Genomic DNA, 13,496 nt, shown 5'->3' with positions numbered 1-13,496 from the left:
GACGGAAAATGGCGGCGCTTTCCCGCGCTTGTACAAGCCCCTGCCCCGCGTCTACATTGCCCGCCAACGAGCCTGAGCGCGCGCCCGCAGGCTGATGAATCCTGCGCAAATGGGAGGAATAATCCATGAAACACGCCTATATCCCGCGAACCACAACCTACAATCTCAATCCGGGCGAAGAACTCAACGATCTCAGGATGTCGGACGAGGTTCGTCCGCTGTACGAGCACGTCAAGAAGTTCATCCGCGAGACCGTCGACCCGATGTCGGTCGAATTCATGCGGCTCGGCGAAGCCAAGAAGGACCGCTGGAGCTTCACGCCGGAACAGCTCGCGGTGCTGCAGAAAGCCAAGGACAAGGCCAAGGAAGAAGGCCTGTGGAACTTCTTCCTGCCTGACGACGAGACCGGCCAGGGCCTGAAGAATCTGGACTACGCTTATATCGCGGTCGAGCTCGCGAAAAATCCGATGGCCTCGGAGACCATGAACTGCTCGGCGCCGGATACCGGCAACATGGAGGTGCTGGAGCGCGTCGGCACCAAGGAACAGAAGGAGAAGTGGCTGAAGCCGCTGCTCGCCGGCGAGATCCGCTCGGCTTACGCGATGACGGAGCCCAACGTCGCCTCCTCGGACGCCAAGAACATCTCGACAACCGCAAAACTGGTCGGCGACGAATGGGTGATCAACGGCGAGAAATATTACATCTCCGGCGCCGGCGATCCGCGCTGCAAGATCATGATCGTGATGGTGAAGACCAATCCGGACGCGCCGCCGAGCAAGCAGCAGTCGCAGATCCTGGTGCCGATCGACACCCCCGGCGTCGAAATCCTCGGGCCGATGCACGTATTCGGCCATGATCACGCGCCGCGCGGCCACATGCACCTGCGCTTCAACAATTGCCGGGTGCCGAAGGAGAACATTCTGCTCGGCGAGGGCCGCGGCTTTGAAATCTCGCAGGTCCGCCTCGGACCGGGCCGCATCCATCACTGCATGCGCACCATCGGCAAGGCGGAAAAGGCGCTCGACCTGATGGTGTCGCGCGGTCTGACCCGCGAAGCCTTCGGCAAGAAGATCGCCCATCTCGGCGGCAATTTGCAGATCATCGCGCAGGCGCGCTGCGAGATCGAGGCGATGCGGCTGATGGTGCTCAAGGCGGCGAAAGCGATGGACGTGCTCGGCAACAAGGAAGCGCGGATCTGGGTCAGCATGGTGAAGGCCATGGTGCCGGAGCGTACCTGCAAGATCATCGACCAGGCGATCCAGATGCACGGCGCCACCGGCATTTCGCAATGGAGCCAGCTCGGCGAAATGTACCAGGACGTCCGTCACCTCCGATTCGCCGACGGCCCTGACGAGGTGCACTGGATGGTGGTCGGCCGGCACGAACTGAGCATGCCGTAAGGACTGTTCGGGGTGCCCGCAGATCTAACGAGGCACCCCGCCGGCATTTGGAAGACGGCGACGTGAGCACGGGTGGCATGGACCGCAAAGGCATCATTCTGGCAGGCGGCCGCGGCACGCGGCTTTATCCGCTGACGCTCGCGACCTCGAAACAGCTGCTGCCCGTCTACGACAAGCCGCTGATCTATTACTCGCTCACCACGCTGATGATGGCAGGCCTGCGCGAAATCCTGATCATCACCACGCCGGAAGAGATCGACCAGTTCAAGCGCCTGCTCGGCGACGGCCGGCAATGGGGGATCGAACTCTCCTTTGCGATCCAGGATCGTCCCGGCGGAATCGCGGAAGCGTTCCTGCTCGGGCGGGATTTTCTCGCCGGCGGATGCTCTGCGCTGATCCTGGGCGACAACATCTTCTATGGCGACAATCTGCGGGCGCTGCTGCGCAGTTCCGCACGGCAGGACCACGGCGCCACGGTGTTCGCGTGCTGGGTCGACGACCCCGAACGCTATGGCGTCATCGAATTCGACGCCTCGCATCGACCGCTGCGGATCGTCGAAAAGCCAAAGGCGCCGAAATCGAACTACGCCGTGACTGGTCTTTATTTCTATGACGAACGGGTCGTCGACGTCGTTCGGGAGATGAAGCCCTCGCCGCGCGGCGAACTCGAGATCACCGATGTCAACCAGTGGTATCTCGAGCACGGCGAGCTCCACGCGGAGCGTTTCGGCCGCGGCTATGCTTGGCTGGACGCCGGTACCCACGAATCGCTGCTTGAGGCCTCGCAGTTCATCCACATCGTGGAGAAGCGCCAGGGCCTGAAGATCGCCTGCCCCGAAGAGGTCGCGTTCAGCCAGGGCTTCATCGACGCCGAACAATTGCTGCGCCTGGCCGAGCCGTTGAAGAACACCGGCTACGGGCAATATCTGATCCGGCAGGCGGGGATGCCACGCTAGCGATTCAATCGCAACGGAAAGTCCCTAGTGCGGAATCGCCGCGGATAATCGCGCCCGAACGCTTTCGATCGCCAGCGGACTGGCGGCCACTGCGACGAAAAGCAACCATAGCGCGCATTCGGCGAAAAAACGCGCCGGTGCCGCCAGCGGAACAGTCAGGCGGATCACCAATCCCAGCGCCCAGCCCGCGAGCGTCACGCCAATCATCACCGCTGCCAGAAGACATACATGCCGCAGCGGGTGCTGCAGCGTCTTTTGCAGGATGATCCGTCCCAGCATGCCGAACTGAATCAAGAGTTCGCTGGCGATGACGGCAATCGCCGCCCCGATCAATCCCATCGAGGGTGTCAGGGCAGCCGCCAGGATCAGGAAAACGACGAGTTGCAGTCCCTTGGCCCGGACCAGAAGATCGCCGCGATTGCTGTAATTGGCGTAATTCAGCGCCAGGATCGAGGGGGCGGCGGCGGCCGTGCCGAGCAGCAACGTCACCGTCAGCACCGGATCGTAGGGAACGATACCGTGGGTCCAGAGCGCGAAAAAATCCGGCCAGAACGGCAACAGGCCGGACACCACGACGCTCGCCAGCAGCGTCACCAGCATCGATCCGCGGGCGTACAGGCTTTGCAGCCGTTGCGTATCACCCATGGCGTGATCGTGGCCCAGTTCGGCGGCCAGAGGCAGGGTCGTCTGAACGCAGAGAACACGCAGCAAGCCGGCGACCACGCGGGTAAGCCCCCACTGCGCGACGGCGACTCGGTCGGACACAAATGCGCTGACCAAAAGAACCGGCAGATTGAGCAAGGCAAGGTCGGCGGCGCCGGCCACCGCAAATGGCACGGCCTTGCGAAACTGACCGGCAATACAGCGCCATGAAAGCGCCACGCGTTCCGTGCGCAAATATGGAAACAATCGCGGAGCGTCGATCGTCAATAGCCAGATCGTGGCAACGACCTGCGCGGCGGCGTAAGCCAGGGCGACGGCCAACAAGCTGCCGGTCGTGACAATGGCGGCCAATTGGCCGAATTGCCCGGCAAGAACGGCGGCATTCTGAACCTTCACCGCGCGGCCATAGCGTCCTCGCGCACGATACAACGCCGCAACGAGATTGGACGGCACCGTCCACAGCATTCCGGCAGCCATGACGACGAATGCCGCATCGAAATGCGCAACCGAGGCAAATCCGAACGCCGTGGATGGCGCCAGCAAAGCCGACGCCAGCAACAGCGGTAATGTCAACGCCGCCACAAGCCCGAGATAAATCCGCAGCATCGCACCGTAAAATCGCGCAGTGCGGCCGTCGCTGTCGATGCCAGACTTGAATTGCAGAAACCGGTTGATCGCACGGAACTGCAAGCCGGCATCGGCGATGAAAGCGAGATTGCCGATGGCATAGATGGCAAACCATGCCGCCAGAATGTCGCCCGTCCAATAGTGCAGGAACACCGGGATCAGCGCGACCTGCTGGGTTATTCCCAGCACCATCTGGACCAGGTTGGCGGACCACCCGGCAAACAGCCGTCCTGCCCGGCCGGGCACCGGAGCACTCGACGAAGCCACCGCTTTACCGCGCACCTCAACGGGCTCATCGATCAAGGCCAGACCTCACAAAGGCATCGCAGCCGGGCTATCAGTCCGGCAGGAGGATGTCGAGGGTGCGGAAGCGAACAGTGGGAGGGTGGGGAAAGAAATTGCCGTAACACATCCGAGGCACTCGGATCGCCTTACAGATGAGAACAGTGTGAGGGAAGATCGAACCGGATCTTAACATCCCTACCGTCGGTTAGCCCGCGTTAGATGTAGCACGAAGGCGCTTCTCCGGCTTTTGAGAGTGGCAACGCCACGTACCGATGGAATTCGACGCTATTACTTTCGGCCGGTCGAACACGAAGCGGAACACCTGCTCTATTTAGGATACTCTCAGAGCGGGCGACGGTTCGATAGAAATAACGCAACTCGATGATGATGCTTTTCACCTATCGCTGCCAATCCGATTGCGAACAGATTCGAGATCGTCACGGCTAGCCCAAACATCAGAACGCCTCGATCCGGCCAGATGACCCACATTGCATACATCAAGGTATGGTGGATCAGGTAAAGTGTAAACGAGTAATCCGCGAAGAAGCTGATCGCTCTTGTCATGCGGAAGCCCTTCGACAGATGGCTGGTTTGCGTTGCAGCGATAACGCCAATCACCGCGATGAGCAGCAGCGGATAGCCGGCAAGGTTGTATTCAGCGTGGGCTGGATGGGTTGCAACGAATATCGCAAGTCCTGAGATAGCCATCGCTATAGCCGGCCACCTCGGGATCGAGGAATTTCTGGTCACAAAATATAAGGCTGCTCCGCCCAGCCAGAGAGAGAACAGGCCTCGGCCGACGCCATCCGGCTGATACGATCCGCTCAGGAAGTGCAATGAGGTCTGCCCGAAGAACAGGGCGATCGGTAACATGTGAAGAAATGAGCGCGGGGCCTTCAACATGAAGAAGACAGCACCAACGAACATGTAGATGTGCCATTCTATTGCAAGCGTCCACAACGGCGAAGCCGATCCAAATGCAGACCATCGCAAGTTGTTCTCGAAAGCACCGCGATAGCTCTCCAACATGAATAGATTCGCGACGAGAGTCTTCAAGTTGAAGTATCGAACAACGTGCGGATCGGCAGTAAGATGAATCACAATCCAATCGATCGCGATAATCAAAACGAGCGCGGGGATCAGTCCAGAGTAGATCCTGGCGAAGCGGTCGATGAGAAATTGAGTGAAACCATAGTCTGAGCGTTCGGATCGTTTAATCAGCGTATGCATTATTAGAAAGCCTGACAAAATGAAAAACAGAAGAACCCCGACGTTCTGCATATAGGGCAAGCTGCTCGGCCAGTTTCCCATGAAGAAATTTAAGGCGTGACCTACGCAGACCATTTGCGCGGCGATCGCTCGGAGCAAATCGAGCGTTACGGAAGTATCATTTTTTGATCTGTCGAGACTGAGCATGGAGCTGACCTCTAACACCGCAAATTCAACGGACAAACCCCAAACTAGAGATTCGCCATGGCGCGACGACCCGTGATCGGAAAGACTTTGACGCACGGGTTAACGAGCCCTGCGAAGTGCTGACGACGCATCGTCGCTTTGCCGTGTTCACGCTGTCGGTGTCAACCACGTCAGCTTGGAAGGGCGGCCAAAAGCGAAAGCACCGTTCGGGCAAGAGACCATTTGGTGAGTTCGACTACCACGGCATCACGGAGTGTAGGGCCCCGCGACTGGGCGACTGCGAAAGCGGCAAATCCCACCACAGCAGTTTTAAAATCCAGATTGTAGCGATCTTGCAACCCTGAGGAGATTTGCTGGCTGGAGAGAAATCGACAGACCGCGGTGCTATTGATCAATTACAGATGCGAACTAACGATCCTTGATGCCCCCGGGGGAAAAGCCGTTCAGTTACGACACGTTCATTGCACAATGAAGTAGTCAAATACACGCCAATCCACTTGGACAAGTGCAGAATCCAAACTTTCGATCGAATGCGATGTTGCAAAATCCGAATGTGGTTGGTGTAGCTGACCAACGATCGCACCCATGGCCTCAGCTTCGAGCGCCTTTGCACCATCAAGAGCGTAGACGATTAACTTATCTCCGCCTCCCGCTGGTGAACCGAAATCAGGACCGTCCGTCGGCGCGCCGAACCGGTCGAAAACGAAGGCGTCCTGTAGCGCTTGCTGCGCGGTTTGGTATCCGAGCAAATTCGCCGCGATAGCTCCATCTCCATTCAGGTCCTGTTGGAAAGTCGGCTCCAGCGATTTCAGCGCATTGCTGGACCCCGATACTATGCCCCCGGTGGCGTTGGAAACAACATTACCATCCGCGTCGGTGTTCCAGACCGTATACTGATTTGAACCGAGCAAATGCAGAGCGACTTGGTACCCTCCTGATATCTGCTCCGCTCCAATGAAGGTCCAGTCGCCATATTGACCCACCGTGATCACAGAACCATACTTCAGCAGGGGCCCTATACCACCCCCACTCGGATTGAGGGCGTAGTTGTTTCCAACTACCGTCAAGCTGGTATTTCCATAGGACTCGATCGCCACGCTGGCAGAACCGGCACCAATGAAGCCATCCCCATTCAGGTCCTGCTGGAAGCTCGGCTCCAACGATTTCAATGCAGCGCTGGCTCCCGATACGATACCGCCGGTCCCGTTGGAGACCACATTGCCGTTGATGTCGGTATTCCAGACCGTGTACTGGTCCGAGCCTGGCAAATGCAAAGCGACCTCATAACCGCCAGATATCTGTTCCGCCCCAATGAAGGTCCAGGCGCCGTATTGACCCACGGTGATCACTGAACCGTACTTCAACAGCGGCCCGTTGCCTCCCCCGGACGGATTCAGGGCATAGTTGTTTCCAACCACGGCGAGGCTGGTGTTCCCGTATGACTCGATCACCGCAATGGAGGAGGCAACGCCAATGACGCCATCTCCGTTCAGATCCTGCTGAAAGCTCGGCTCCAGTGATTTCAGCGCATTGCTGGCTCCCGATACGATACCCCCCGTACCGTTGGAAACCACATTGCCGTTCGTATCGGTATTCCAGACCGTGTACTGATCTGAACCGGGCAGATGCAAAGCAACCTCATACCCCCCAGAAATCTGTTCTGCCCCAATGAAGGTCCAGCTGCCGTATTGACCGACGGTGATCACCGAACCGTACTTCAACAAGGGTCCCGTGCCGCCGCCCGACGGATTCAGGGCATAGTTGTTTCCAACCACCGCGAGGCTGGTGTTTCCGTAGGCCTCGACCACGACGGCGGCGGGAACGCCAATGACGCCATCTCCATTCAGATCCTGCTGGAAGCTCGGCTCCAGTGATCTCAGTGCTGTGCTGGCACCCGATACGATTCCCCCGGTACCGTTGGAAACCACATTGCCGTTGATGTCGGTATTCCAGACCGTGTACTGATCTGAGCCGGGCAGATGCAACGCAACTTCATACCCGCCAGATATCTCTTCCGCCCCAATGAACGTCCAGGCACCGTATTGTCCCACGGTCACCGCCGAGCCGTATTTCAGTAACGGGCCGGTTCCGCCACCGGCCGGGTTCAAAGCGTAGTTGTTGCCGATCACGGTAAGGCTGGTATCGCCAAAGGACTCGATCACCACCGGCGTCGAGTACACCCCGATCAGATCGGTCAGGCTGATCGCAACATTGCCGGTTAGATCGATCCCGAAATCGGCGACCCCGTCGCCGTTGGTATCGCCCTGCAACGTGGTGACGCCGGTCGAGCTGTTATAGAAATAGTTGAGTTCGCCGGCCGCGCCGTGGAAGGCGGCGGTGGCGATGAACTTGAACTGATCGTAGCTGCCGCTGCTGCTGATCGCATCGAACCCGCTGAGGTCGATGTGGTCTGTACCGGATACGAAGTCGGTAATGCGGTCGCGCTGGCCGCTTGCGGCCGAACTGTTGCCGAGCAGGAACACGAAGGTATCGCCGCTGCTGCCGCCGGTCATGTTGTCGACGCCGGCGCCACCAATCAACGTATCGTTTCCGGCGCCGCCCGTCAGCGTATCGGCGCCGCCGCCGCCTGAAAGCGTAGAGCCGGTGTTGCTTGCGATGAGGTGGTCGTTGCCGCTGCCGCCGATGGCCTTCTCGATCACCGCGTTGAGCGCCAACCCGATATTGTTGGTCAGGCCGCCGACCGAGGAAAACGCACCCGCGTTCAGGTCGATGGTCTGCGCCGCGGAATAGCCGGAGCAATCGAGCGTGTCGTTGCCGCCGCTGTCATAGATCGTCAGCGCCGGCGCCGGGCTGTAGGCGGCGAAATTGAACACCGCGCCGGCATTGCTGTTGAAACCGTAGACGGTGTCGCCGGTTCGCGTCGAGGTGGCCGCGCCGTACATCAACCCCACGGCGTAGATGTCCGCCATCTGCGGCGTGACCACGTAGCGGTATGAACTCCCGGAATAATTCTGCTCCGAGAAATACGACATGATGGAATATTGCCAGGTGTCGTTGGCATAGATCGCGTCGGTCGAATACGACGCGCTGCCATTATAAGGCCCCTGATGGCCCAGCCCCAGCGCATGTCCGATTTCGTGGACGTAGGTCTGGTAGGCATAGCTATCGATGCCGGTCTTGTTGTCGTTCGCGCCGCCGTCGGTGGTGACCCAGTCGGTGCTGATGTTGATGGTCTGATAGGCGATCGCGCCGTTCCCGTACCAGGCGCCGCTGGTATAGGCCTGCATCGTACCATTGTGGGTGAAGGTGATGTTTGCAGCGCCGGAGGTCTGGACGAAGCTGATGTTGGCGACCTCGGACCATGCCTGCATCGCCGTCTGCGCGAGGAACTGCTCCGCCGCATTCAGCCCGGTGATGTTGTAGGTGATGGTATTCGAAGAAAAGTGATGGGCCGGCGTGCTGTTGTAAACCCAAAAGCCGTTGACGAGGTAGTCGGCAAGCGTCGCGATCGACACGACCGGCTTGGAGGCCGAGACCATCACATCAACCAAACCGCCGCTGGCATCCGCCAACGGGAAAGGCTCGCCCTCATCCCGAAACATCGTATCATGCACCGCGTCAGGCGCGGGCGCGCCCATCCCGGCATCAGGCGCCTGGAACAACCAGATGTCCTCGGAAAGCAGGCCGTTCTTTTTCATCGATCAGGCCCCTCGGCAGGTCGCCGGGTTGCAGGGGAATCGCAGCGCATCCGGAGGCTAGATTCGCCTCGTTAACGCTTGTTTACCAGCCGGATTTTGGCGTGCGCGCGCTTTGCGATGTTTTACTGCGAAAGGCGCCCCCGGCGGTCCGTGGTTTTGCGGGGCTTCCCAGCGTTGCAGCGGCGTCCGCAGCCAAAACCTCGCCTTGCCCTGCCGGCATGGCCGTCCCGCGGATGGTGAACAAGCAGTTGGAAATCGGCGCCAGATTGTTTAAGCCAAACGGGTCCGCCCGCCCCCCCGCGAAATCCAAAAGAAGAAGGTTTCTCAATGCCTTTCCCCCGTGCTTCGCAGGCCCTTTCCCGTTTCACCGTGCTCGATCTTACCCGCGTCCGCTCCGGGCCGACCTGCGTCCGCCAACTGGCGGATTGGGGCGCCAATGTCGTCAAGATCGACGCGCTGCTGGAGGATGGCGGCGGCGAGCAGCCGGGCGGCCCGCGGCAGGGCTCGGATTTCCAGAATTTGCACCGCAACAAGCGGGCCATGACGCTGAATCTGAAGGACCCCAAGGGCCTCGAAGTGTTCAAGCGGCTCGCCGAGCAGGCCGACGTCGTGGTCGAGAATTTTCGTCCCGACGTGAAGGCCAAGCTCGGCATCGACTATGAGAGCCTGCGCCAGATCAACCCCCGCATCGTCTATGGCAGCATCTCCGGCTTCGGCCAGGACGGGCCCTATCACAAGCGGCCGGGCTTCGATCAGATCGCGCAGGGCATGGGCGGGCTGATGTCGATCACCGGCGCACCCGGCGAGGGCCCGATGCGGGTCGGCATCCCCGTCGCCGACCTCACCGCCGGCTTGTTCTGTGCCATTGGCATCCTCACCGCACTGCTGGAGCGGGACGTTTCCGGCCAGGGTCAGTGGGTGCAGACCTCGCTGCTGCAGGCGCAGATTTTCATGCTGGATTTCCAGGCCTCGCGCTGGCTGATGGAGAAGGACGTCGCCCAGCAGGCCGGCAACAACCATCCGACCTCGATTCCAACGGGCGTGTTCAAGACCTCCGACGGCTACATCAACATCGCCACCACGGGCGGACGGATCTGGGAGCGCTGCGCACAGGCGATCGGCGCGCCCGAACTGGTCACCAACCCCGATTACGCCACAGCACCGGCGCGGTCGAAGAACCGTGACGCGCTCAATGCCTTGATCGGCAAGCTCACCGAGAAGAAATCGACGGAAACCTGGGTCAAGGAACTGAACGACGCTGGCGTGCCCTGCGGCCCGATCTATTCGATCGACCAGATGTTCGAGGACGCCCAGGTCAAGCATCTCGGCATCGCCCAGCACGTGCCGAACGACGAGAACCGCCATATCCAGCTCGTCGGCCAACCGGTGACGCTCTCGCGCACGCCGAGCAGGATGGCAGCACGGCCGCCGGAATTCGGCGAGCAGACCGAGGAGGTGCTGACCGAGTTCGGCTTCGGCAAGGACGAGATCGCGGAATTGCGTCAACGCAAGGTGGTGTGACCGGCAGGGTAGATCAGCCTACTACGCCGGTGGTGCCGGCGAGCGGCTGACCTGCGTCCGCGATCGGCTACACTATTCCGGCATCACCCGTGAAAGGCAATCCATGCGCATCATGATCCTCAACGGCCCGAACCTGAACATGCTCGGTGTCCGCGAGCCGCATATCTACGGCTCGACCACGCTCGACGCCATCAAGGCGTCCTGCGAGGAATTCGCCGCCTTCACCGGCGCGCAACTGGCGTTTCACCAGTCCAACCACGAAGGCGAGCTGGTCGACCTGATCCAGTCCGCCCGCAGCTCGGCGGACGCCCTCATCATCAATCCCGCCGCCTACTCCTTCACCTCGATTGCGATCTACGATGCGATGAAGATTTTTGATGGCCCGATCTACGAGGTGCACATCTCTAACATCCACGCCCGCGACGAACTGCATCGGCACTCCAAGCTGTCGGCCGCTGTGAAAGGCGTGATCGCGGGGCTGGGTCCTTACGGCTATATCGTCGCCATGCAGGCCGCGCTGCAAGCCGCAGGCAAGCTGCCTTCGTCACTTCCCGCCGCCATCAGCAGCGGACCAAAGTAAAGGAACGCGCGTCCGGCCCGCTGACCTCGCGCAGACCGCGATCACGACGCGCGCCGCACTGCATCATTGATGCAAGCTACTCCCGACGGGGCAAAAGTGCGAAAACAACCCCATGCAAAGTAGAAATGGGGCCTGCTCGATTCTTAGACACAAGATGTAGACCGGTGAAGGCAATGATGAAACGCTACGCCCGCGCCGGCCGTAGCATGCGCGACACGCTGCCGAACGCCTTGTCGATCACGGGCCAGAACAGCAGCACGATCGCCAGCGTCGTGATCGAGCCGACCAGTCCGTTCGACCAGAACACCTTCAGGTCGCCGCCGGAGCCGATCATCGACAGGCGGAACGCATCCTCGGCGCGGTTGCCGAGCACCAGCGCCAGCGTGAACGGCGCCAGCGGAATGCCGATCTTCTTGAAGACGTAACCGACCACGCCAAAGCCCAGCATCAGCCAGATGTCGAACATCGCGTTCTGGATCGCATAGGCGCCGATCGCGCAGGACACCACGATCATCGGCGCCACCGCCGCGAACGGCACCCGCAGGATGGAAGCAAAGATCGGCACCGTCGTCAGCACCAGCACGAGGCCGACGACGTTGCCGAGATACATCGACGCGATCAGGCCCCAGACGAAGTCCTTGTGCTCGACGAACAGCAGCGGCCCGGGGTTGAGGCCCCACACCATCAACCCGCCGAGCAGGATCGCCGCGGTGCCGGAGCCGGGAATGCCGAGCGCCAGCATCGGCAGCAGCGCTGCGGTGCCGGAGGCATGTGCCGCCGTCTCCGGCGCGAACACGCCCTCGATGCGGCCCTTGCCAAAACTGTCCGGGTCCTTGGAGAAACGTTTGGCGAGATTGTAGCCCATGAAGGACGCGGCGATCGCGCCGCCCGGCGTGATGCCGAGCCAGCAGCCGATGAAAGAGGAACGGAACAGCGTCACCCAGTATTTCGGCAGGTCTTTCCAGACCGACAGCACCACGCGCAGTGAAATGCCGGCGGCATGCCCCCGCAGCGCCAGCCGCTCCTCCATGGTCAGCAGAATTTCGCTGATACCGAACAGGCCAATGACGGCGACGAGGAAGTTGACGCCGCGCAGCAGTTCCGACGAACCGAAAGTCATGCGCAACTGGCCGGACACGGTGTCCATGCCGATGCCGGCGAGCAACAGGCCGAGCGACATCGAAATGACCGTCTTGTGCTTGGCTTCACGGCCGAGGCCGACAAAGGAACAGAACGTCAGCAGATATACCGAGAAGAATTCCGGCGGTCCGAATTTCAACGCGAAGGACGAGATCATCGGCGCCAGGAAGGTGATCAGCATGACAGCGACCAGCGAGCCGATGAATGAGGAGGTGAACGCCGCGGTCAGCGCTTCCGCCGCTTTGCCCTGCTGCGCCATCGGATAGCCGTCGAACGTCGTCGCCACCGACCACGCTTCGCCGGGGATGTTGAACAGGATCGAGGTGATGGCGCCGCCGAACAGCGCGCCCCAATAAATGCAGGACAGCATCACGATCGCCGAAGTCGGGTCCATCGTGAAGGTCAGCGGCAGCAGGATCGCGACGCCGTTGGGACCGCCGAGGCCGGGCAGCACGCCGACAAAGATGCCGAGCACGAGCCCGAGCATCATCAAGAGCAGCGTCTTCCACGTCAGCAGCACGGCAAAACCGTGCATCAAGAGGCCAAGCGCTTCCATCAGACCATCCCAGGTATTTCGTCATTGCGAGGAACGAAGCGACGAAGCAATCCACACTTCCCTTGTGGCACCATCGACTGCTTCGCTGCGCTCGCAACGGAAGAAGTCATACGAACCTTGACTAGCGGCCGAGCGCCGCTTCGAGCGGGCCCTTTGGCATGATGACGTCAAAGGCGACGTCGAAAGTCACGAACATCACGGCGGTGAATACGAAGGCGGTGAGCAGCGATTTCCACAGCGCGATCTTGCCGACGACCCGCATGAAGCCGGCGATCAGCAGGAAGCTCGCGACATAGAGCCCGAGAAACTGCATGGCGAGGCAAAACAGCAGCGTCGGCACGAATACCGCCAGCACGCGGCGAAGCTGCGCGCGGGTCACGAAGACCTCGGTCGCCTCCTTGCGCGACAGGAAAGCCGCAACCAGCCCATAGAGGCTGGCGCCGGCGAGAATGACCGAGAGATAGAACGGAAAATAACCGGCCTGCGGGCCGGTCGATTCCCACCCCGCGCCGGTGCGCCAGTTGTCGTAGCCGAGCGTGGACGCCAGCGCGAGCAGCAGGAGTGAGACGATCACGTCGACCGCGCGGACGCTGGTCACCGCAGGCGAATCCGCCTCCGGCGCAGTCGGATCTTCGACGACGATCTCGATATCGGTGTTGGACATGCGAGCTTCCGGGTGCAGCGATCCGAGAG

9 protein-coding genes are annotated in these 13,496 nt (G+C 60.6%); 4 read left to right on the top strand and 5 right to left on the bottom strand.

Going from position 1 to position 13,496, the window contains the following annotated elements; all coding sequences use genetic code 11:
* Positions 1–125 precede the first annotated feature (125 nt).
* Both QUH67_RS11665 and rfbA read left to right on the top strand, forming a co-directional pair.
* Positions 126–1,400: an acyl-CoA dehydrogenase family protein gene (locus QUH67_RS11665; RefSeq protein WP_300946829.1), complete on the top strand. Its 1,275-nt coding sequence runs from the start codon at positions 126–128 to the stop codon at positions 1,398–1,400.
* 77 nt (positions 1,401–1,477) lie between these two features.
* On the top strand, positions 1,478–2,356 hold the full coding sequence (gene rfbA / locus QUH67_RS11660; RefSeq protein ID WP_300948013.1) for a glucose-1-phosphate thymidylyltransferase RfbA: 879 nt from the start codon (positions 1,478–1,480) through the stop codon (positions 2,354–2,356).
* Positions 2,357–2,380: 24 nt separating this feature from the next.
* Here the strand turns inward: rfbA and QUH67_RS11655 are convergent, their stop codons facing one another.
* From QUH67_RS11655 to QUH67_RS11645, 3 genes are all read right to left on the bottom strand, one after another.
* Positions 2,381–3,949 carry a lipopolysaccharide biosynthesis protein gene (locus QUH67_RS11655; RefSeq protein ID WP_300946828.1) on the bottom strand — a complete coding sequence of 523 codons (1,569 nt, stop codon included), beginning with the start codon at positions 3,947–3,949 and terminating at the stop codon, positions 2,381–2,383.
* A gap of 324 nt (positions 3,950–4,273) precedes the next feature.
* Positions 4,274–5,347, bottom strand: a complete 1,074-nt coding sequence (locus tag QUH67_RS11650) for an acyltransferase family protein (RefSeq protein WP_300946827.1) — start codon at positions 5,345–5,347, stop codon at positions 4,274–4,276.
* A gap of 458 nt (positions 5,348–5,805) precedes the next feature.
* Positions 5,806–9,006 carry a M10 family metallopeptidase C-terminal domain-containing protein gene (locus QUH67_RS11645; RefSeq protein WP_300946826.1) on the bottom strand — a complete coding sequence of 1,067 codons (3,201 nt, stop codon included), beginning with the start codon at positions 9,004–9,006 and terminating at the stop codon, positions 5,806–5,808.
* Positions 9,007–9,333: 327 nt separating this feature from the next.
* On the opposite strand from QUH67_RS11645, the gene QUH67_RS11640 reads away from it, so the two are divergent.
* Positions 9,334–10,527, top strand: a complete 1,194-nt coding sequence (locus tag QUH67_RS11640; RefSeq protein WP_300946825.1) for a CaiB/BaiF CoA transferase family protein — start codon at positions 9,334–9,336, stop codon at positions 10,525–10,527.
* A 103-nt stretch (positions 10,528–10,630) separates the two neighbouring features.
* Positions 10,631–11,107 carry a type II 3-dehydroquinate dehydratase gene (gene aroQ, locus QUH67_RS11635; RefSeq protein WP_300946824.1) on the top strand — a complete coding sequence of 159 codons (477 nt, stop codon included), beginning with the start codon at positions 10,631–10,633 and terminating at the stop codon, positions 11,105–11,107.
* A gap of 184 nt (positions 11,108–11,291) precedes the next feature.
* Here aroQ and QUH67_RS11630 read toward each other — a convergent pair whose 3' ends face one another.
* Together QUH67_RS11630 and QUH67_RS11625 are read right to left on the bottom strand one after the other, a co-directional pair.
* Positions 11,292–12,803, bottom strand: a complete 1,512-nt coding sequence (locus QUH67_RS11630; protein WP_300946823.1) for a tripartite tricarboxylate transporter permease — start codon at positions 12,801–12,803, stop codon at positions 11,292–11,294.
* A gap of 121 nt (positions 12,804–12,924) precedes the next feature.
* On the bottom strand, positions 12,925–13,467 hold the full coding sequence (locus tag QUH67_RS11625) for a tripartite tricarboxylate transporter TctB family protein (protein ID WP_300946822.1): 543 nt from the start codon (positions 13,465–13,467) through the stop codon (positions 12,925–12,927).
* Positions 13,468–13,496 lie beyond the last annotated feature (29 nt).

The sequence above is a fragment of the Bradyrhizobium roseum genome (assembly GCF_030413175.1).
Taxonomy (GTDB): domain Bacteria; phylum Pseudomonadota; class Alphaproteobacteria; order Rhizobiales; family Xanthobacteraceae; genus Bradyrhizobium; species Bradyrhizobium roseum.
The sequence above is the reverse complement of the archived record's forward strand: the minus strand, read 5'-3'. Positions and strand labels throughout refer to the sequence as shown.

What these genes read in the sequence shown, in the direction of transcription:
- QUH67_RS11665 (WP_300946829.1), top strand. Translation starts at nt 126, where the DNA reads ATGAAACACGCCTATATCCCGCGAACCACAACCTACAATCTCAATCCG.
- rfbA (WP_300948013.1), top strand. Translation starts at nt 1,478, where the DNA reads ATGGACCGCAAAGGCATCATTCTGGCAGGCGGCCGCGGCACGCGGCTT.
- QUH67_RS11650 (WP_300946827.1), bottom strand. Translation starts at nt 5,347, where the DNA reads ATGCTCAGTCTCGACAGATCAAAAAATGATACTTCCGTAACGCTCGAT.
- QUH67_RS11645 (WP_300946826.1), bottom strand. Translation starts at nt 9,006, where the DNA reads ATGAAAAAGAACGGCCTGCTTTCCGAGGACATCTGGTTGTTCCAGGCG.
- QUH67_RS11640 (WP_300946825.1), top strand. Translation starts at nt 9,334, where the DNA reads ATGCCTTTCCCCCGTGCTTCGCAGGCCCTTTCCCGTTTCACCGTGCTC.
- aroQ (WP_300946824.1), top strand. Translation starts at nt 10,631, where the DNA reads ATGCGCATCATGATCCTCAACGGCCCGAACCTGAACATGCTCGGTGTC.
- QUH67_RS11630 (WP_300946823.1), bottom strand. Translation starts at nt 12,803, where the DNA reads ATGGAAGCGCTTGGCCTCTTGATGCACGGTTTTGCCGTGCTGCTGACG.
- QUH67_RS11625 (WP_300946822.1), bottom strand. Translation starts at nt 13,467, where the DNA reads ATGTCCAACACCGATATCGAGATCGTCGTCGAAGATCCGACTGCGCCG.